The sequence below is a fragment of the Methylomonas sp. MK1 genome, from assembly GCF_000365425.1.
GTDB lineage: Bacteria > Pseudomonadota > Gammaproteobacteria > Methylococcales > Methylomonadaceae > Methylomonas.
Genome location: NZ_AQOV01000001.1, coordinates 322,929 through 343,842, shown reverse-complemented (window position 1 = coordinate 343,842; position 20,914 = coordinate 322,929). Strand labels below are relative to the sequence as shown.

At 53.7% G+C, this 20,914-nt stretch carries 16 protein-coding genes; 8 read left to right on the top strand and 8 right to left on the bottom strand.

Annotation, left to right across the window (positions count from 1 at the left end; genetic code table 11):
- The first annotated feature begins 390 nt into the window (after nucleotides 1-390).
- The 5 genes from G006_RS0101475 (at nucleotide 391) to G006_RS0101455 (ending at nucleotide 4,441) form a co-directional block, all read left to right on the top strand.
- Nucleotides 391-741 carry a hypothetical protein gene (locus tag G006_RS0101475; protein ID WP_020481383.1) on the top strand — a complete coding sequence of 117 codons (351 nt, stop codon included), beginning with the start codon at nucleotides 391-393 and terminating at the stop codon, nucleotides 739-741.
- 10 nt (nucleotides 742-751) lie between these two features.
- The gene (locus G006_RS0101470) at nucleotides 752-1,342 is read left to right on the top strand and encodes a peroxiredoxin (protein ID WP_020481382.1); all 591 of its coding nucleotides are present in this window, start codon (nucleotides 752-754) and stop codon (nucleotides 1,340-1,342) included.
- A 29-nt stretch (nucleotides 1,343-1,371) separates the two neighbouring features.
- On the top strand, nucleotides 1,372-2,067 hold the full coding sequence (locus G006_RS0101465) for a c-type cytochrome (protein WP_235048808.1): 696 nt from the start codon (nucleotides 1,372-1,374) through the stop codon (nucleotides 2,065-2,067).
- Between the two features lie 52 nt (nucleotides 2,068-2,119).
- Nucleotides 2,120-2,710: a peroxiredoxin gene (locus G006_RS0101460; RefSeq protein WP_026146767.1), complete on the top strand. Its 591-nt coding sequence runs from the start codon at nucleotides 2,120-2,122 to the stop codon at nucleotides 2,708-2,710.
- A 90-nt stretch (nucleotides 2,711-2,800) separates the two neighbouring features.
- Nucleotides 2,801-4,441: a PepSY domain-containing protein gene (locus G006_RS0101455; protein WP_020481379.1), complete on the top strand. Its 1,641-nt coding sequence runs from the start codon at nucleotides 2,801-2,803 to the stop codon at nucleotides 4,439-4,441.
- Nucleotides 4,442-4,633: 192 nt separating this feature from the next.
- On the opposite strand, the gene G006_RS0101450 is transcribed toward G006_RS0101455, so the two are convergent.
- The 8 genes from G006_RS0101450 to cysT all read right to left on the bottom strand — a co-directional run bounded on the left by G006_RS0101450 (nucleotide 4,634) and on the right by cysT (nucleotide 13,349).
- A complete protein-coding gene (locus G006_RS0101450) occupies nucleotides 4,634-6,280 on the bottom strand; it encodes a family 2A encapsulin nanocompartment cargo protein cysteine desulfurase (RefSeq protein ID WP_020481378.1) in 1,647 nt (548 codons plus the stop codon).
- Nucleotides 6,267-7,184: a family 2A encapsulin nanocompartment shell protein gene (locus tag G006_RS0101445; protein WP_020481377.1), complete on the bottom strand. Its 918-nt coding sequence runs from the start codon at nucleotides 7,182-7,184 to the stop codon at nucleotides 6,267-6,269. The genes G006_RS0101450 and G006_RS0101445 overlap by 14 nt, the downstream gene beginning before the upstream one ends.
- 100 nt (nucleotides 7,185-7,284) lie before the next feature.
- On the bottom strand, nucleotides 7,285-8,214 hold the full coding sequence (epsC, locus tag G006_RS0101440) for a serine O-acetyltransferase EpsC (protein ID WP_020481376.1): 930 nt from the start codon (nucleotides 8,212-8,214) through the stop codon (nucleotides 7,285-7,287).
- The gene (cysK, locus tag G006_RS0101435; RefSeq protein WP_020481375.1) at nucleotides 8,211-9,188 is read right to left on the bottom strand and encodes a cysteine synthase A; all 978 of its coding nucleotides are present in this window, start codon (nucleotides 9,186-9,188) and stop codon (nucleotides 8,211-8,213) included. The genes epsC and cysK overlap by 4 nt, the downstream gene beginning before the upstream one ends.
- A 341-nt stretch (nucleotides 9,189-9,529) precedes the next feature.
- The gene (locus G006_RS0101425; RefSeq protein ID WP_020481373.1) at nucleotides 9,530-10,432 is read right to left on the bottom strand and encodes a LysR substrate-binding domain-containing protein; all 903 of its coding nucleotides are present in this window, start codon (nucleotides 10,430-10,432) and stop codon (nucleotides 9,530-9,532) included.
- Nucleotides 10,433-10,540: 108 nt separating this feature from the next.
- Nucleotides 10,541-11,584, bottom strand: a complete 1,044-nt coding sequence (locus tag G006_RS0101420; RefSeq protein ID WP_026146766.1) for a sulfate/molybdate ABC transporter ATP-binding protein — start codon at nucleotides 11,582-11,584, stop codon at nucleotides 10,541-10,543.
- A 65-nt stretch (nucleotides 11,585-11,649) separates the two neighbouring features.
- On the bottom strand, nucleotides 11,650-12,513 hold the full coding sequence (gene cysW, locus G006_RS0101415; protein WP_020481371.1) for a sulfate ABC transporter permease subunit CysW: 864 nt from the start codon (nucleotides 12,511-12,513) through the stop codon (nucleotides 11,650-11,652).
- An 8-nt stretch (nucleotides 12,514-12,521) separates the two neighbouring features.
- On the bottom strand, nucleotides 12,522-13,349 hold the full coding sequence (cysT, locus tag G006_RS0101410) for a sulfate ABC transporter permease subunit CysT (RefSeq protein WP_020481370.1): 828 nt from the start codon (nucleotides 13,347-13,349) through the stop codon (nucleotides 12,522-12,524).
- 306 nt (nucleotides 13,350-13,655) lie between these two features.
- On the opposite strand from cysT, the gene G006_RS0101405 reads away from it, so the two are divergent.
- The 3 genes from G006_RS0101405 (at nucleotide 13,656) to G006_RS26795 (ending at nucleotide 20,914) form a co-directional block, all read left to right on the top strand.
- Nucleotides 13,656-13,841, top strand: a complete 186-nt coding sequence (locus G006_RS0101405) for a YezD family protein (protein ID WP_020481369.1) — start codon at nucleotides 13,656-13,658, stop codon at nucleotides 13,839-13,841.
- A gap of 84 nt (nucleotides 13,842-13,925) precedes the next feature.
- On the top strand, nucleotides 13,926-15,491 hold the full coding sequence (locus G006_RS24645; RefSeq protein ID WP_020481368.1) for an alginate export family protein: 1,566 nt from the start codon (nucleotides 13,926-13,928) through the stop codon (nucleotides 15,489-15,491).
- Nucleotides 15,492-15,829: 338 nt separating this feature from the next.
- Nucleotides 15,830-20,914, top strand: coding sequence for a PAS domain S-box protein (locus G006_RS26795; protein ID WP_020481367.1), 5,085 nt, complete (start codon nucleotides 15,830-15,832; stop codon nucleotides 20,912-20,914).

The window sequence follows — 20,914 nt, the reverse complement described above, 5'->3', positions numbered from 1 at the left end:
GGCCGGGCTTTAGAGTCTTACCCGAAGGCGTGGCGCTTTCGGGTAAGCCATTCGCCGAGCCGGCTATTAGCCTGGTGTAACGCGAATTTGAATCAATGTGGACATCTCTGAAATTCCTTCTTTATCAAACAGGGCGTTAGGACGACGCTGTCAGGTGAGCGTTTATCCCGGCAAGGAGGCTGGGGCCAATGGACGGCAGGCCGGATATCTCCCGGTAATACGCGAAGCCGGGCCTTTGTGGGGGCCTTGGGTGACAGTGTTTCGTTTGAGTCCTGTTTGGCGAAGAGGGAATTTTAGAGATGTTCCGAGAAAACAATTTAATGCGGTATGTAATGCCGTGACAGGGTTAGTGATATGCGAAAGACGATTTATCTTTTCGGAGTGTGGTTAGTGCTTAGCAGCAGTGCGGTGATTGCGGAAAGCGAATTCGATTTCGAAGAGTTAATGAATGACGTGGAAACCAAAATTCAGGAAGTGCAAAACAATATTGCCGCCAAGGACGCCAACACCGCGGTAACGCAAGCCAAGCAATTACAGGACGAATTCAAACTGGTTGAAGGCTTTTTTGCGAAGCGCGGCAATGCCGATGATGCCACGCATAACGCCAAGGAATATCAGGACAAGGCGGCGAATATTCAGAATGCGCTGACGGCCGGCGATTTCGATACGGCTGCCGTTGCCGCCAACGACTTTTCCAAACAATGCCGCGGCGCCTGCCACGACAAATACAAACCCCTCTAATTGAAGAATTATGAAAAACCTAATTTTGAAAAGCCTGCTGCCTGCCGTATTTGCTTTGCCGGTGATGGCCGCGCTGCCGGAGGGCCATCCCGCCCCGGATTTTCAAGCGCAAGCCTCTCTAGCCGGCAAGGCTTTTAATTACACGCTGGAAGAGGCTTTGAAAAAAGGCCCGGTAGTCGTTTATTTCTATCCGTCCGCTTATACCGGCGGCTGCAATTTGCAGGCGCATAGCTTTGCGGTCAATCACGAAAAATTTGCCGCCGCCGGTGCCAGCATCGTCGGGGTATCGCTGGACAGCATCGAGCGCCTGAACGACTTTTCGGCCGACCCCAATTACTGCGCCAGCAAGTTTCCGGTAGCATCCGATGCGGACGGCAAAATATCAAGTAACTACGATATTGCCGTGAAAGCCGCCGCGCCGGGTAAAACCGATAGCCGAGGCGTGGAAATCAACCACGGCTTTGCCGAGCGCACCACCTTCGTGGTCACGCCGAACGGCAAAATCGCCGCGACCTTGGGTGGCTTGAAACCTGAAGAAAATGTCGCCAAAGCGCTGGAAATCGTGGAAAAGCTCGCCGCTGAACGATCGAAGGCGAACTAAGCATGGGGTTTTGCCGCTGGGTATTTGCTGTGACGCCCGAAACCAAACCCCGCAGAGCAAGAGCACATTGGCGTCGGCGCAGTCCGTGGCTGGCCGTCAGTACCTTTGCCTTGTTGGCCTCGGCGAAAACCGTATTCGCCGAGCAGGGCGATGAACTTTCTTTGCAACGCATCGGCAACGGCAACCCGGTCGCCGGTAAACAAAAGTCGGCTGACGAACGTTGCCAGGAATGCCATGGCGAGGACGGCAACAGTGGCGATGTCAGAATTCCCAGCCACGCCGGTCAATACGCCGGTTATCTGGTTAAACAGCTCAGCGATTTTAAATCCGGCGCCCGCAGTCACGAGATTATGAATGTGATGGCTGCGGATCTTTCCCAAGAAGATATGGCCGACATCGCCGCTTATTTTGCCAGCCAAAAAGTCATGCGCGGCGAGCGGATCGCCGACAATCCTCTTGCCAAGAATTTGTTTGTGAACGGCGATGCGGCGCGGGATTTACCCGCGTGCGCCAGTTGCCACGGTGAAAACGGTAAAGGCAAGGTGGTGGATAACGTCATTTACCCGGTGATAGGTGGCCAGCGCCGGGTTTATCTACGCAGTCAATTGACCAACTGGAAGCTGGGCGAACGCAAAAACAGCCCGGAAGCGGTGATGAACAAAGTCGCCAAGTCGTTAAACGACGACGAATTGAATGCCTTGGTCGAATACCTATCGGGGTTGTAAGCAGATGAGTGTGCCGCCGGAAGCTTATTCCTATCCTTTTTACGGAGTTGATATGAAACGTTTTTTTCTGGGTAGCGCACTATTGCTGTTAGCCGCGTTTTCGGCGCTGGCCGGCTTGCAAGAAGGTGATGTGGCGCCGGATTTCAATACCCAAGCCTCGTTTGCCGGCAAGCCGTTTGCCTATTCCTTGAAAGAAGCGCGCGGCAAAGGCCCGGTGGTGGTGTATTTCTATCCGACCGCGTACGGGCGTGGCTGCAATATTCAAGCAAGAACCTTTGCGATCAATCACGACAAATTCGCTGCTGCCGGCGCGACTATTGTCGGCGTGTCCTTGGACAGTATCGAGCGTTTAAACGAGTTCTCGGCTGACCCTGATTATTGTGCCAGCAAATTTCCGGTGGCCTCGGATGCGGACGGCAAGATCGCCAATGCTTACGGCTTAAGCGTGGACGAATCGAAAACCGGGCGCTTGGATAGTCGCGGCGTACAAGTCAATCACGGCTCTATCGCCAGGACCACGTTTGTGGTGGCGGCGGACGGCAAGATTGTTGCCAGCGTCGGCGACTTGCAACCGGCCGAAAATGTCGAAAAAGCCTTGGAGATTGTGCAAGGTTTGGGCAAATCCGCACAGGCTGGACAATAACGGGTTAAGGACGTGTGCATTAGGGGGACGAAGTACAAGCTTATTTTCAACGGATAGTGTCATCAACAAAAGGTGTTTAAGAGGGCGGTAATGAAGAAGTCTTTGAATTGGTTGTTATATGAAACCCACCGCTGGCTGGGGGTGGTGTTGGCTTTGTTCATGTTTTTCTGGTTTTTTACCGGCATCGCGATCATCTATTCGACGCCGACCACGCAAAGCCGCAGTCAACAACTGGCGCATGCGGAAAGCCTGGCCCCGGAAGCGGGCTGGTTGAGCCTGGGCGAAGCCTGGGAGCGCAGTACCGAGCAACGTAAGCTGTTTGCCGCGCAACATAAATCAAAGCCGGCAAACATGGGGGAACACGGCGGGCAGGCAAAAGCCGAGGTGGGCCATGGCGTCGAACAAGTGGTCGGTATAGCCGATGCCCGCTTGGTAAGACGTAACGACGAGCCGTTTTGGCTGGTGGAAGATAGCAAAGGCGCCCGCTTTGCACTGTCCGCGTTAGATGGCAGCTTACGCGAAACCTCGGTAGAGCAGGCGCTACGCATCGCCGATGACTGGTTCAAGCGCGATGGTATTAACCAGAATTTGCAAGTAGTGGAAACGGTGGATGCGCCGATTATTCTGCGCAATCAGGATGCCTTGCGGCCTTTTCATCGGGTGGCTAGCGACGCTGGCGACGAGTTGTTGATTTCGGCGCGCACCGGCGAAGTACTGCATGCCTCGACCCGTGTCGATAGAGCGTTTTACTACGCCGGCAACTGGTTGCATTTGTTCAAACCTCTGGAAGCCATCGGTCTAGGTCAATATCGCCATGATGTGCAACTGTGGTCCGGCTTGGGCGCGACTATCGCCTGCATCACCGGTTTGATTATCGGTTGGCTGCGCTGGCGGCCTGGTTTTAACGGCAAGCCCACTTACTCGCAAGGCCGCACGCAACCGTACCGCGAATTTTGGTTTAAATGGCATTTCTGGAGCGGTTTGATCGGTGGTACCGTGGCGCTGTCCTGGGCGTTGAGCGGATTTATCGATACCAATCCCGGCAAATTATTTTCCGAAGCCAACCCGACGCGGCAAGAACTGAACCGTTATTTGGGCAAGGTGTTGCCCGATGCGATGCGCAATTGGCAACCCGGCCCGCTTAACACGGCCCAGGGCAAGGACATTGTTGAACTGGGCTGGCGCCGCTTGGGAGGGGAAGCCGTGTTATTGGCCTACAGCCGCGATGGTCAGCGATTGCCGCAAGCGGTGGATGGGGCGGTTCAGCAATTCAATAAGGTCTCGGTAACCGAAGCGATTCAGCGTGTGGCGGAATATACGCCCATCGCCAGCCAGGAACTATTGGACGACTACGACAGTTATTATTATCCGCGGCATAATCAAAGCTTGGTGGAAAAACCACTGCCGGTGGTGGCGGTGCAGTTGGCGGACGAAGCCGGTACCCGGTTTTATCTGGACCCGCAAGACGGCAGCTTGCTAGCCAAGCTGGATCGCAGTCGCCGGGTGTTTCGTTGGTTGTATTCCGGCTTGCATCATTGGGATTTCGGTTGGCTGTATCACCGGCCGATTTGGGATGTCTGGATGTTGACCTGGGTGGGTTTCGGGTTGGTACTGGGTGCCAGTTCGCTGGTGGTCGGCTGGAAAAGGCTGGTTAAAACCTTTAAGCCGAAAAAACGCAAGGCGGCCGGACCGCAGTCGGTGCTGGAACTGGCTACGGAAACCCGTAGTTAAGATAGTAAATGCTCGGTAACGCCAGGACAATTGGCGTTACCGATAAGCTAAGATATAAGGCCTAGAATCAAGATGGTTTTATAGCGGCTTATGCCCATTTCCTCACGTTGTAAATGCTTCTAAGAAATAGGTTGGCATGTCCAGCGCGAGTATTTGAGGTCAAGACTGTAGTCTTGACCTCAAAATGCTAGTCTAAAACCTCCGAGAAGTGCACTGCAGCCGTTTTAGGGTTGCCGATAACCTATCGATTTCCTCGTAAGTGTTATAAAACGCCAACGAAGGTCTTACGGTACTTTCCAAACCAAAACGCCGCAAGATGGGCTGTGCGCAATGGTGGCCTGAGCGAACGGCAATACCCACCTCATTCAGGGCTTTGCCAATATCTTGCGTGCTATGACCGTCCATTACGAACGAAACCACACTGGTCTTTTCCGGCGCGGTGCCGATCAAGCGTAGTCCGGGAATAGCTTGCAAGGCATGCATCGCATAAACCAGCAATTCATGCTCGTAGCGGGCTACGTTCTCGATGCCAATCTTGTTCAGATATTCCAGCGCCGCACCCAAGCCTACCGCATCGGCAATATTCCCGGTGCCGGCTTCGAATTTGGCGGGTGCCGGCTGATAGACGGTTTTCTCGAAGGTGACGTCTTCGATCATATTCCCGCCGCCTTGCCACGGTTGGGTAGCCTCCAAAACTTCCGCCTTGCCGTAAAGCACACCGATACCGGTTGGACCGAAGATTTTGTGGCCGGAAAATGCCAGCCAATCGCAATCCAAGGTCTGTACATCAACCTTCAGATGCGACACCGATTGTGCGCCATCCAACAATACCTTAGCGCCGGCCCGGTGTGCCAATTCGATCATTTCCTGCGCCGGCGTGACGGTGCCCAACGCATTCGAGACCTGCGTAAACGACACCAGCTTGGTTTTGGCATTTAGCAGTTTTTGATATTCGGCCAAAATCACCTGGCCGTTGTCGTCGACCGGAATGACTCTTAACACCGCACCGGTTTCTGCACAAAGCTGCTGCCAGGGCACGATGTTGGCGTGATGTTCCAGCCAGCTGATGACGATTTCGTCGCCTGCGCCAATATTCTGCTTGCCCCAACTTTTGGCAACCAGGTTGATGGCTTCGGTGGCCCCGCGCACGAACACCACTTCATCGGCCGACGAGGCGTTAATAAAACGTGCGACGATGTTCCGTGCGCCCTCATAGGCATCGGTAGCCCGAGCCGCTAATTCATGCGCGGCGCGGTGGATGTTGGAATTTTCGTGTTGATAAAACTCCGAGATCCGATCGATCACCACCTGCGGTTTTTGCGTGGTGGCGGCGTTATCCAGCCAAGCCAGCGGGTAACCGTTCACGCGTTCTTGCAGAATCGGAAAGTCTTTGCGCACCGCATGCACATCAAAGGGCGGATGCGCGGAACCTAAACCCGGTATTTGCGCCGCGCGCGCCAATGCCGATACGTCGTTTAAAAAATAAAACGCTGAACCGCCAGTCGTCGGCGGTTGCGGCGCATGGCCCATGGGCGTGGACAAGGCGGTTTGCAAATCCGTGGTGCCGGGCAACGCAAAACTGCGCTGCACCAGGGCCGAAATCGCGCTGTCGTCGATGCCGGGCCGGGAATCGAAACCTGCCGGTACATTGGTGAACGGAACTGATGTTGCCGCCGACACTGGCACGGTATCGATTGCTTCGCCTGCGTTAGGTATTTCTTGGAAAAACTGGTTGGCCAAGCGCGTCAGTTCGGCGGTATCCGGCAAGCCATCGGGCAACGTGCCGCCGCTCAGCGCTTGTTGCGCCAGACCGGCTAAGTCTATGTTATTGGTAGTCATAGTAGTTGCCTATTTCGACATTCTCCAATACGCCGATGGCATCTTCAGTTAACACCGCCAGCGAGCAATACAGCGATACCAGATAGGAAGCGATGGCCTTGTGGTTGATGCCCATGAAGCGCACGGACAGGCCCATGCTCAATTCGTCGGTCAAGTTGGGTTGATACAAACCAACCACGCCTTGACGGCTTTCGCCGGTGCGCAACAACAGGATGTTGGTTTTGCCGTTGGTGATTTTTAGCTTGTCGGTCGGAATCAAGGGCAGGCCGCGCCAGGTTAAAAATTGCGAACCGAACATGGAGATGGTAGGTGGCGGTGTGCCGCGGCGAGTCGCTTCACGGCCGAACGCGGCGATGGCGCGTGGGTGGGCTAGAAAGAAAGCGGGTTCTTTCCAGACTCTGGCAATCAACTCGTCCAGATCGTCCGGGGTTGGCGAACCTTTGCGGGTTTGCACTTTTTGCGCGGGCGCAACGTTGTTCAACAAACCGTATTCGGCATTGTTAATCAATTCGCTTTCTTGGCGCTCTTTGACGGTTTCGATGGTCAGGCGCAGCTGTTCGTGGATTTGGTTGTAAGGACTGCTGTACAAATCAGCGACGCGAGTGTGAACGTCCAGCACGGTGTTGACGGCGTTCAGGCGATATTCGCGGCCCCATTCTTCGTAATCCACGTAGGTTTGCGGTAACACTTTTTCGTCCAGGCTGGAGCAATCCACGGCAATGCTGGTTTCGCTTTTTACTTTGTTGACCCGGTAAATACCCGCTTCGACTGGTACCCAGTGCATCAAATGCACCAGCCAGCGCGGGGTGATGGTACCCATCATGGGCACGGTTTTGGTGGCGTTGGATAAGGTGCGCGCAGCGACGTCGCCTAAGGCGGTATGGGCTTGATGAATGTCTGACATGGTGATTTTCCTTTCTTAGTGGGTGGTGGGTTGTTAACTGGGTGTTTTCGTTGCAGATATTTTTAAAGTTTGTTTAAAAAAGCCGATTTGCCATTGGCGATTAAATCCCGCCGCCGCCGGCAAACACTTCGGTACGATTTTGGCCCTGGCTGACCAGACTGCCGGGCGGGACGCTGTGGGTTAGCCAGACGTTGCCGCCTATCGTCGAGCCGCGACCTATCGTGATGCGCCCCAAAATCGTGGCGCCGGCATAAATCACCACATCGTCCTCGACGATGGGGTGGCGGGCGTGGCCCTTGACCAGAATGCCGTTGTCGTCTTTGTCAAAGCGTTTGGCGCCGAGCGTGACAGCTTGATACAGGCGTACCCGGCGGCCGATGACTGCGGTTTCGCCTATCACCACGCCGGTGCCGTGATCGATAAAAAAGCTTTCGCCAATTTGCGCACCCGGATGGATGTCGATGCCGGTGGCGGAATGCGCTACCTCACTAATCACGCGCGCCACCAGCGGCAGCCCCAATTCGTAGAGCACATGAGCCAGCCGATGGTGGATTACGGCGGTGATGCCGGGATAGCAGACCAAGACTTCGTCGGCGCAGCGTGCGGCCGGGTCGCCTTCGTAAGCAGCTTGAATGTCGCTGTCGATCAATTGCCGCACGCCAGGTAGCTGGGCTGCAAACTGCCGAGTGATGTCTGTCGCTTGACTATGCGTGTCCAGGGACAGGCCTTGCTGTTCGGCGACAAATTGCAATTCCAGGCCGATTTGCCGCTGCAATTGTCGTAGCAGACTATCCAATGTGTGGCCGACAAAATAATCGATACCTTCGTCAGTCAGGTCGGGCATCCCCAGCCGGTTTGGGAACAGCACCGCGCCCAAATTGTCGACGATTTGGCTTAACACTTTGCGCGAAGGCAATTTGGGTGGATGTTCGCGGCGGTGGCGGCTTTCCAAGGATTGCAGACGCAGTTCGCGTAGTTCGGCGACCAGTGCATCGATTTCCCAGCGTTGGCCGTTTTCAGTTAAGGTCATAGCGCCACACCTTGCGGGTCGAATAGGCCTTCGAACAAGGCCGAGCTCAAGTAGCGCTCGCCGGAGTCCGGCAAGATGACCACAATCGTTTTGCCTTCGTGTTCCGGACGCTTTGCCACCCGCACCGCCGCAGCCACGGCCGCACCGCAGGAGATGCCAGCCAGGATGCCTTCCTCGCGGGCCAGACGGCGGGCATAGGTTATGGCATCGTCGTTACTGACCAGGGCAATTTCGTCAACCAGGGACAAATCCAATACCTCCGGCACAAATCCCGCACCGATGCCCTGAATCTTGTGCGGTGCGGGCTGCAGGGGTTCGCCGGCGCGAAACTGCGTCAAGATCGGACTGGCTTCGGGTTCTACTGCTACGGAAATGATCGGTTTGCGCTGTTTGAATTTGATATAGCGCGAAACCCCGGTAATGGTGCCGCCGGTGCCGACGCCGGACACCAAAATGTCGATAGCGCCGTCGCTGTCGGTCCAAATTTCCGGGCCGGTGGTCAGTTCGTGGATGGTTGGATTGGCGGGATTTTTAAACTGTTGCAGCAATACGTAACGGTCCGGATCGGATGCGGCAATTTCTTCAGCTTTGGCGATCGCGCCTTTCATACCCTTGGCGCCTTCGGTGAGGACCAGTTTGGCGCCGTAAGCCACCAATAATTTGCGCCGTTCCAGACTCATCGTCTCCGGCATCGTCAAAGTCAATGGAATACCGCGGGCGGCGGCCACGAAGGCCAGGGCGATGCCGGTATTGCCACTGGTCGGTTCTATCAATTCTTTGCCGTCGGTGAGCAGACCGCGCTGCTGGGCGTCGTTGATCATGGCCGCACCGATGCGGCATTTCACGGAATAGGCTGGATTGCGGCCTTCAATCTTGGCCAGCAAAGTCACCGGCGCACCGTCGGTAATGCGGTTTAGCCGGACTAATGGGGTGTTGCCTATCGATTGCGAGTTATCTGGATACCAATGCGTCATGGCGGTATTACTCCCTGTCGGTTTTCTGCGGGCCAAAAAAAAGCCAGCAGCCTGCTTATGAGTTCAGGCGTACTGGCTTCCGGTGGTCCGGTCAGCGATTTTTTTTAAAGTACTTGGTTTAAACGAAGGCTGTCAATACAGGTGCGGGCAGCCTAGGTTTGTGTAATGCCTATTTGAGATATATAAATCTAAAAATATGATTTACCTCGTTGCAACGGGCTTGCTGCGGTGGTTGGGTTGTTTGTAAGTCTTTGTTTTTGCGTGAAGCAGCGCAAAGTCAAAATTTTTAGGGCAGCTCTTATGATAAATATGGAAATAAAAACCGAAATTCCTGCCGGATTTTAATATTGATGCTCCTTGGTGGCTTTGGAAAGCAGCTCGTTAATGAAATATTGCAAATAAGTTGGTAGATATAATTGCTTCAAGTAAGCAATTTTCGTTACCGAGCGGGGGATCAGGTGTGACAAATCCCTGGCGACCAAATCATTGTCGTTGCGCGATTCATATGACGTGCCGGCGATAATCCCCACGCCCAAACCCAATCTGACATAAGTTTTGATAATATCGGAGTCGGCGGCTGACAGGGTGATGTCCAGCTCTTTACCGGCGTTCTTAAAGGCTTTTTCGATGGTCGAACGGCCGGTATAGCCTTGCGAGTAAGTTAAAATCGGAAATGCGGCCAGCCGGCCCAAGGTCACATCGCCTTGCGCCAAGGGGTGATGGCGCGGCACTACGGCAATGTGCTGCCATTCGTAGCAGGATTTGACGACCAGTTTCTCGTCCTCATCCAGCTTTTCGGTGCAGATAGCAATATCGGCGCGGTGCTGGTGGAGTTGCTCAATCAGCTCCTGGGGCGAGGATTGCACCATGTAGATAGTAATGCCCGGATATTTTTCCCGGAATTTTTGCACCGGTTCCGGCAGCAAGTACTTGGCTTGAGTATGGGTGGTGGCGATATGTAAAGCGCCGTTGCGATTCTCGCGAAAGTCGTCGGCTATCGACAGGATGTTCTTTTTGGCCTGATTGATCCTGTCCACCTGTTCCATCACCTGCTCACCCAGCGGTGTCAAGCCCAGCAGTTTTTTGCCGTGGCGTTCGTACAAAGGAGAGCCCAATTCCTCCTCCAGTAACTGCAATTGCCGGCTGGCAGCCGACTGCACGACATGCATGATTTCCGCGGCTTTGGATTGGTTGAACTGGGTGTCCTTCAGGACACGCAATAATTCAAGCTGATTTAGATTCATATCGGTCTTTCCATGGGGTGATTTGAGCGATGGGGCAACAATCGTGAACCGTGTCAAATGCCTGTTCGGGGCTATGCTCGGCATAGCCCGAGCTATGAAGGGATGCTGTCAATTAAACCAATGCGCTTGCTTGATATGCACAGCCACGCGGTCGCCCTTGTTTAAATTCAATTGTTTGAAGCGTTCGTTAGGCATTTCCGCAAACAGTGTTGCGCCGGAACCGTTATGTTGCGGATTGAACAGCTCGATGCGTATCGTCGCGCCCAGATGTTGCCAGTCTTTCAACGTCACCGGCGAGCCGAAAGGTTCTTCGGCCTTGACGATGTCGATATGATGCGGGCGCACGTGCGCGAAGATGCCTTGCGGTTTTTCCGCCAGAATCCCCGCACGTTGCAGCCAATTGCTTTCGGTTTCCGACAGATCGAAAACGTTGGTTTGGCCGATGAATTTGGAGACGAAGGCATTGGCCGGATGATCGTAAATATCGGCCGGCGCGCCTTGTTGCTCGATACGGCCCTGATTCAAGACCACCACCTGGCTGGCCACTTCCATCGCTTCTTCCTGATCGTGGGTCACAAAAATACTGGTGACGTGCAATTCCTGATGCAGATTGCGCAGCCATTGCCGCAGGTCCTTGCGCACGCTGGCATCTAGGGCGCCGAACGGTTCGTCGAGTAATAACACGCTGGGTTCCACCGCCAAGGCTCTAGCTAAAGCAATGCGCTGCCGCTGCCCGCCCGATAGTTGATCCGGAAAACGATCCGCCAGCCAATCCAATTGCACCAACTCCAACAAGGCGTGCACTTTTTTGTTGATAAAGGCTTCGGTTGGCCTTTCCTTGCGCGGTTTGACCCGCAAACCAAAGGCGATGTTGTCGAACACCGTCATATGCCGGAACAAGGCGTAATGTTGAAACACAAAGCCGATGCCGCGCCGGCTGACATGTTGCTCGGTCTTGTCTTCGCCGCTGAGTAGAACCCGGCCGAAATCCGGGGTTTCCAGGCCGGCGATGATCCGTAGCAAGGTGGTTTTGCCGCAGCCGGATGGGCCCAACAAGGCTACCAGTTCGCCTTCCGGAATTTCCAAACTGACGTCGTACAAGGCGGCAAATTTGCCGAAGTTTTTGCTGATGTTGTTTAACAAAATACTCATGTTTTTTATCTCATAACGGATGTTAAGCGGACGATAAAACGCTTGCGTTTTTTCGTCTTTCGTCTTTAAACTCTGGCTTGCTTCCATTCCAAAAAGCTTTTCAAAACCAGCGTGACGATGGCTAGGCCGGCCAGAATCGACGCGCTGGAAAACGCGCCTATGACGTCGTAATCGTTGTAACTGACTTCTACATGTAGCGGCAGGGTGTTGGTCACCCCGCGAATATGCCCTGATACCACCGATACCGCGCCGAATTCGCCCATCGCCCTGGCATTGCACAGCAACACGCCGTAGAGCAAGGCCCATTTGATATTGGGTAAAGTCACTTTAAAGAATGTCTGCCAACCGCTGGCACCCAGCGATAGCGCGGCTTCTTCTTCCTCGTTACCCATTTCCTGCATCAGCGGAATCAGTTCGCGCGCCACAAAGGGGAAGGTGATAAAGATGGTCGCCAGCACGATGCCAGGCACCGCGAAAATCACCTTGATGTCATGCGCGGAAAACCATTGCCCGAACCAACCTTGGGCGCCAAACATCAGCACGAAAATCAAGCCGGATATAACCGGTGATACCGAGAACGGCAGATCTATCAGGGTCGTCAACAGGCTTTTTCCCCAAAACTCGAAGCGGGTGATCGCCCAAGCCGCGGCGACGCCAAATACGGTATTCAGCGGGACCGTGATCAGCGCAACCAAGAGCGTCAGCTGCATGGCGGCGATGGCGTCAGGCTGGGCCAGTGCAGTCCAATAAGCCTGCCAACCTTTGGAAAAGGCCTGATATAACACCAAGCCTAGCGGGACGCATAAAAACAGCACGATAAAACCCACCGCTACGCCGACCAGGCCCCAGCGCACCCAAAACGGATCATGTAGTGCTTTGAAGTTGGCTTGGCCGGCAGCGTCGCCGATGACATGAACGTTGGCGTGCATGATTCCTCCTAAATTTGCCCGGAGCGGCGACGCGCCCAGAGTTGCAGTAAATTAACGATCAGCAACAACAGGAACGATACCAGCAACATCGTCAGAGCTATCGCAGTAGCGCCGGCGTATTGGTACTGTTCCAGTTTGGTGATGATGAGTAGCGGGACGATTTCCGAGACGTAAGGCAGATTGCCGGCGATAAAAATCACTGAACCGTACTCGCCAACGCCACGGGCAAATGCCAGCGAAACGCCGGTCAGCAATGCCGGAAAAATGTTGGGGAAAATCACCTGAGTAAACACTTGCAAGCGGGTGGCTCCCAGACTGGAAGCTGCTTCTTCCATCGTGGTGTCGAATTCTTGCAACACCGGTTCGACGGTCCGCACCACAAATGGAATACCGATAAAAATCAATGCCACCACAATGCCCAGCGGCTTATAAGCCACCTGCACGCCAAAGGAGGCCATCAACCATTTACCCAGCAGGCCGCTGGGCTGAAAAATGGTCGCTAATATGACCCCGGCCACCGCCGTCGGCAAGGCAAAGGGTAGATCGATTAAAGCGTCCAAAAAGCGTTTGCCGGGAAAGGGATAACGCACCAACACCCAGGCAATCACAAAACCAAACAGGCCGGCCACCAAGGCGGCTATCAGCGACGTACCGAAACTGACCCGGAACGACGATACCACCCGATTATTGGTAATGATGTCCACATACTCGCCCCAACCCAGTTGCAAACTCTTGAATACCAGGGTGCTCAAGGGGATCAGTACCACCAATGCCAGATAGAACAAGGTGTAGGACAGTGCCGGTCGAAAGCCGGGCATGATGTTGCTTTGAGTCATTGTGTTTCTCTGGAAACAGTCAGTAGGTGCTGACAGGATAGAGAAACTTAAATGCCAACGGAAATGATATAAATTGAATTGATAATCTTTTATTTAGATAACAAGTTGTCGAATTTCGGCTGTTGCGGCCAGGATGGGATGCCAAGCATCGGTGATCTTATATATCCAATTAACAGATATATATTTCTGTTTATATCGTTTTCAATCGCTTTGTGGTTTTCTTACCATTTGTCCAACGGTCATGGGTAAGTATCCGTAAGTCCTATGCAGAACACCACGATAACCCACCATACTCCAGGAGGCTATATGGCGATTGAACTTAACAGTCATGCATTGAAGCAAGGCGACAATAAAGAAATTGCACTGCAAATCGCAGCGATTTTACAGGACATCCGCTTCGGTTCGGTCGAAGTGGTGATTCACGATGGCCGGATCGTCCAGATCGATAAACGCGAACGGTTCCGACTTGGTCAGCAAAAAGAATCCGCGTAACAATAACTAAGATTTAGCTGGCGGATAGACGGCCCTCAGCCTGTTTACCCTTAGTGAAACACGGTCTATGGAAAGGCCGTGTGAATGCAAGACTTGTTTTTTAAGCAAGAAACCAAAACCCTAAAACCCCAAAATAACAATATGAAACGTCACTCATTAAATAAATTGTCGACATCGGGCGCCTTGGGCCTGTTGTTGGTGTGGTCAGGCTCGGTAGCCGCCGAGGATTATTACGCAAAAACTAAAGGTTACCGAGTCGAACCGGAGCCCGATCCACCCAGCTACGTGCGCAATTTAAGCAAAACCCAGTTCGAGCAATTTCGTGACGTGAAATGGCTTGATGTCGGCTTGGATTTTCGAACACGATACGAATACCGCGAGAATGACTATCGGCCTACCGGCACTCGCTTCAAAAACGACCCGGATAATCTTTGGTTGTTGAGAACCCGCGCCTATGTAGGTATCCATGACATTCTCGACCCGTTTCGTTTTGTCGTAGAAGCACAGGACTCGCGCAGTTACAACAGCCTGTATGCCAAGACCAATTCCGACGTTAACGAGTTTGATCTTATTCAGGGTTACGGCGAACTGTATTTTGAAAACGCCTTGGGCCATAACCGCCCCCTGAGTATTCGCGCTGGCAGACAAAGTCTGGAGTTATTGGATAGACGTTTGATCGGTAACAACCAGTTCCGTAACACCACCAATAACTTTGAGGGTTACCGGGTGCGGTTCGGTAAAAAGCAAAACAACTGGGACCTGGACACCTTCGCTTTCCAGCCGGTGGATCGGATCATGAATGAATTCGATCAGCCGGATGAAGATACCTGGGTATACGGTGCGGTACTGAGCATCAAGCAATGGTCGGAATTTATTACTATCCAGCCTTATTTCTTAGGGCACAAGGTGGACGGTGATCCTTACAACGCTGTGAATGCCAGCCGCAAAGCTGATGTGGATGTCTATGCACCAGGTTTGCGAATCTATGGTGTCATACCCGATACCGGTTTCGATTACGATACCGATATCAATAAGCAGTTTGGCCGGTTTGGCAAGTTGTCGAGCACCGGGCGGAGAACTCAGACCTTACAACAGCACGACGCGATTGCTTACTCGCTGGAGTTGGGTTACACCTTCGATCACGACTGGAAACCCAGGGCCAGTGCTTATTACGGTTATGGCTCCGGCGACAAAAGCGCTAACGATACAACGAACCAGAATTTGGATACCTTTTTCGGTTTCAATCAGCCTTGGTCGCGTAACGATTATTTTTCATGGAATAACATCCACGCCCCTAAGGTTCGTTTGGAGTTTACGCCCTATAAGGACGTGCAAATCGATACCGGTTATAACGCCTACTGGATGGCCAGCGATGGTGGCGGTTGGAACCGTGCCGGGTTAACCGGTGCGAACGGCAAGACCTTTTTGGGTCATGAGTTCGATATTCGTCTACGTCATAAACTCAACGCCTACGTGGACTGGAGTTTGAGTTATGCGCGCTTTACGCCAGGTGATTACACCACATCGCAAAACGGCGTTCGTCAATCAGCGACAGCGACAGGGGCACCTTTCACCAATGAGCCGGGTAATTTCTTCTATTTTGAAGTTTCGCTGAACGCCTTTGGCGACGGTAAACCAACCTATAAATAAGCATTGCCGGCGGGCCTGCAAGGGGCCGCTAGCGCTTAACGGCAAAGGGGTGAATGGATTCGCCCCAAAATAGCCGGTATCTGTCGTTGATTGATGGCCGCTGTCGAAAAGCGGATTGACGGCAGCCGACCTTCGTCCCCACATCGCCAGCCACAACTGGCATCGTGCTGCGCCCAGCCCTTCGGCTGCGCTGCGGACAGGCTTGTCGAGGCCGAATGCAGCCTGTCTTTCGATAGCCTCAGCGGGACCCGTGAGTAAGCGCCGGGCTAATAATCAGCGAGATTTTTAAATTAGAAATCCCCCCGGCAGTCGCTATACTCTCAGCTAGAGGAGGGTTTATGCGTGAAGCAATGGCGCCTGCATGGCTGAGATGGATAGCTGCTGCCGGGCTTTATATCTTAACGGCCAGATTGGCTTTGTTGTATTTCGCGCCTAATGGCAGTGCCAGTGTGTTTTTTATTGCCAGCGGGCTGGCATTGGCGGCTATTTTGCTGGGCGGCCGCCACTATGTCTGGGCAATATTCATCGGAGCGTTGGCGCTTAATGTCTGGCAAGGCAAAGCGTTATTGAGCGCGACAAGCATATCGATCGGTAGTACTTTCGGTGCCTGGTCAGGCGCTTGGTTGCTCCAGCGCGTCCGTGGCTTCGACCAATCTTTGAAAACTCTGCGCGATTACCTGGTGCTGATTAGTCTCGGCGGGGTTGTGGCATGTTCGCTGACGGCGGCAATAGGCGTGTTGACTTTGTTTGTCGCCGGATTTATCGGCGAGGAGGCAGTCCTTTCCGCCCTGCTACATTGGTGGATGGGCGATACGCTGGGCGTGATATTGGTTACGCCGCTGATTCTGGTCTGGGCTAACAGTTCCTGTCAGGTGCAAGGTGTTAAACAATTCAGCGAAGCATTACTGATCATTGCCCTGAACTTTTTGGTGGGTCAGTTGGTTTTTCTCGATTGGTTTCACGACAGCCTCGGTGCTTACGCGAAAAGTTACTGGATATTTCTATTCGTCAGTTGGGCGGCGGTTCGTCTTGGCAGCCGCGCTACCACGCTGATCTTGGTCGTTACCGCGACACAGGCCATGTTCGGCTTGGTTTGGCGACGCTCCGGCTTGGCCGATCCCAGCTTGGGGGATAGCCATGAGATCAACTACTGGTTTTTCATGGTGGTGCTATCGGTAGTGGGCATGGCATTAGCCTGCTATTTTTCCGAGCGGCAAAGGGCCTTGGAAACCTTGGCCGACAAAGAAGATTTGCTACGCACCCTGTTAAAGGCCATGCCCGACAAAATATGGCTGAAAGATCCCAACGGCGTTTACCTACTGTGTAACCCGAGTTTCGAACCCCTTTTCGGCAAACCCGAACATGTTATCGTCGGCAAGACCGATTACGATTTTGTTAGCCGTGAACAAGCCGATACCTACCGCGAACAGGATTTTAGAGCCATCGCTGCCGGCGAACCTATTCGCAATCAGGACTGGGTAACCCATGACGACGGCAAGCATAAAGTACTCTACGAAACCATTAAAACCCCGGTTAATTCCAGCGACGGCAAATTGATCGGCGTGCTGGGTATGGCCCGAGACATTACCCAACTGCATGCAACGCAGATCGCCTTAAACGAGCGCATCAAGGAACAAAAATGTCTGCACGCGGTTTTTCGCGCCACCGAGGATTTAGAAAAGCCGTTGCCGGAGGTGCTACAGCTTGTTGTTGACCTATTGCCTGCCGGCTGGCTTTGTCCCGAAGCAACTGCCTTCCGCATGGAATGGGAAGGCCAAAGCTATTTCAGCGGCCATTTCAAACATCCTACCGGCTTGCTGACCGCGCCCATTCAAATCGACGGTGTAGCCTCCGGCAGCATTTCGGTCGCTCATCCGCAATCGCAGCCCGGACTGGACGATCAGTGTTTGGGCGAAGAACGACTCTTGCTCGATGCCGTGGCGGAACGGGTGAGTAGTTTTATAAAACGCCGGATCATCGAGGAAAAAGCCAGAAATCGCGAGCGGATTTTCAGTGCCATCGTCTCGCAGGCCACCGACGCGATTACCCTGATCGATGCTGAAACTTTCGAATTCATCGAATTCAATGATGCGGCCTGCCAACACTTGGGTTATAGCCGCGAGGAATTCGCCTGCTTGCGCCTGCCTGATATACAGGGGGAATTCGACGCCGCCCAGGTGCGCCAGATAGCAGACGATTTCATGCAAGCCGGCGGTGCGCAATTCGATACCTTACGCCGCCACAAGAACGGCACTTTGTTGAATGTCCATGTCAGCATAAAAGTGATTGAGATCAGAGGCCGCAATTATTTGTCCCTGATCTGGTCCGACATTACCGAACGCAAGCAGATTGAACAGCAGTTCCGCCATCTCTTCGACCACAATCCGGCACCGATGTTGATCTACGAGCGCGGCACACTGGCCATGGTTGCCGTGAACGATGCCTTTAACCAGTTATATGGCTACAGCCAAGCGGAAATCACCGCGCTAAAACTCACCGATCTGTTCCCGGACCAACAGAAACAGGCCATTACCACCCTGGCTGCCGGACTGCGCGGATTTGCCTATATCGGCGAGTGGCAGCATATCCTCAAAGACGGCCGGGTGATCGACATCATCGTGCGTTCGCACGACATCCATTTTTCCGAGCGTAACTGTCGAGTGGCAGTGATTACCGACATTACCGAACTGAAACAGGCGGAAGCGGAGCTACGCAAACTGTGGCTTGCGGTGGAGCAAAGCCCCAACAGCATCGTCATCACCAATCTGCAAGCGGAAATCGAGTACGTTAATCAGCATTTTACTACGGTCACCGGCTACAGCCGCGAGGAAGCCATCCGCCAAAATCCGCGGATCCTGCAATCCGGACACACCGGTCAAGCCACTTACGACGAAATGTGGAATACCCTGACCCAGGGTAAAAGCTGGTCCGGCGAATTGATTAACCGCCGCAAGGACGGCAGCGAATACATCGAATGGGCACAGATTACGCCGGTACGGCAAGCGGACGGTGCCGTCACTCACTATCTGGCCATCAAGGAGGATATTACCGAGAAAAAACGGGTAGAGGTCGAACTGGATTCTTATCGCCACCATCTGGAAGAGCTAGTGGCGGCGCGCACCGTAGAGCTGGAACAAGCCCGGCAGGCTGCGGAAGCCGCTACGCTGGCGAAGAGTCAATTCCTGGCCAATATGAGCCACGAAATCCGCACACCGATGAATGCGATTTTGGGCATGTTGTATTTGGCGCTGAAGCAGGATTTACCCTCAACCTTGCATAACCATTTGACGAAGGCGCAGAGCGCCGCGCATTCGCTGTTGGGTATCATCAACGACATTCTGGATTTTTCCAAAATCGAAGCCGGTAAGCTGGAGGTTGAGTCCACCGAATTTGCTCTGGATAGAGTGCTGGAACAACTCACAGACGCTATCGGACTACAGGCTGAGCAAAAAGGCGTGGAGTTTTTAATTCGCTACGATGTGAATATCCCTGCCACCCTGCGAGGCGATCCACTGCGCTTAAAACAGGTGCTGTTCAATCTGTGCGGCAATGCCATCAAATTCACCGAACGCGGGGAAGTGGAATTGGCGTTCCGGATGCTCAGCAAAAAGGCCGACGCGATCATCTTACAGATTTCGGTTCGCGATACAGGCATCGGTATGGATCGGGAGCTGCAAGGGCGGATATTTCAGAAGTTTACCCAGGCCGATCAGTCCACTACTCGGAAGTTCGGCGGCACCGGATTGGGATTGGCAATCAGCAAACACCTGGTGGAACTGATGGGCGGCAGGATCTGGCTGGAAGATTCACAACCCGGACAAGGCACGACTATTTGTTGCACGGTGCAACTGCAAATTGCCCAACAGGCCGAGGCGCGCCGCCGGGAATTGTTGGATCAGACCGGGTCTTTACTGAAAGGCATCCGCGTCTTGGTAGTGGACGACAACGAAATTTCCCGAGAAATTCTCGCGGAAATGTTACGTTTCTTTCAATTGGATGTCAGTTTGGCCGGCGATGGCGCCAGCGCGATTCGTTTGCTGGAAACCGCCGCCGACCATCCTTTCGATCTGGTGTTGATGGACTGGCGGATGCCCGGCATGAATGGCGACGAAGCCACTAGGCGAATTCATGCCGATGCGGCAATTGTGCTGCAACCTAAGGTGATCATGATCACGGCATACGGCCGCGAAGACGTGATGTCGCTGGCTCACCAAGCCGGAGTAGACGGTTTTCTGATCAAGCCGGTTTCGCCGTCGTCGCTGTTGGATAGTATGCTGTCGGCATTGGGGCGGGGCGACGTCCTCGAAAGGCAGGAATCGCAGTATGCCGCCGCTCAGGCGCCGCCGAATTTGCTTGGCCGCCACGTCTTATTGGTGGAAGATAACGCCATCAATCGCGAATTTGCTGTCGAATTGCTGCGCAGTATGAATATCGAGGCGGATGAGGCGGTGAATGGGGAGGAAGCATTGGCGATGGTGCAGCGGTACCAGTACGATTGCATATTGATGGACATCCAGATGCCGGTGATGGACGGTCTGGAGGCAACGCGGCGGATTCGCGCTTTGGCCGGGCAAGCGGGGGGAGAGCGCTTCGCCAGCTTGCCGATCATCGCCATGACTGCGTTGGCAATGGCCCGCGATGCCGAAGAAAGTCGGGCGGCCGGCATGAACGACCACATTACCAAACCGGTTGAACCGCAAAGCTTGTTTTCCTGTTTGGCAAAATGGCTGCCTGTCGTTTCCACCGTTGTTCTGCCCGAGACTTATCTGGTCGATGATGCGCCGGCACGGGTGGTTTGTTCTCCCGAATTATTGGGCTTGCAAAGTTTGCAAGTCAGCGAGGGTATTCGCCGCATCGGCGGAAAGGAAACCGCTTACCGTAAACAACTCAGGCGCTTTCGCGAACATTACGCCAACGCAGTTGACGAATTACAGCGTATATTACAGACCGACAATCTCACAGCCGCTGAAAATTATTGTCATTCCTTGAAAGGCGTGGCCGGCAATATCGGTGCCAACGCGTTTTACGAGTGCGTCGCCGGCATTGATGCCGGGCTTAAACAAAAGCAAAGGCCGGCCGCAGAAAACATGGAGCAGTTGCGCAATTTACTGCAACAGGTGATGACCGACATCGATAGTCTTGCCGCACCGCCGGCGCCGGCCGCATTGCCGACAAAACGGCTGTCCGCCGATGCCGTGAACGCTAAAATTACCCGGCTAATGGCTGTTTTGGAAACTGATTTAGGCGCAGCCGAAGCGTTGATCGGCGATTTGCGCCAGGGTACGGCGGCTAGTGAATTCGAAGCCGATTTCGCCAAGATTGCCGCCGAGGTCGATGCGTTTAACATAGATCAAGCCATAGCCCTGTTGGTTGCGGTACAACAACGCCTGTTGGCTGGACCATCACTAGATCAGCGAAACTAA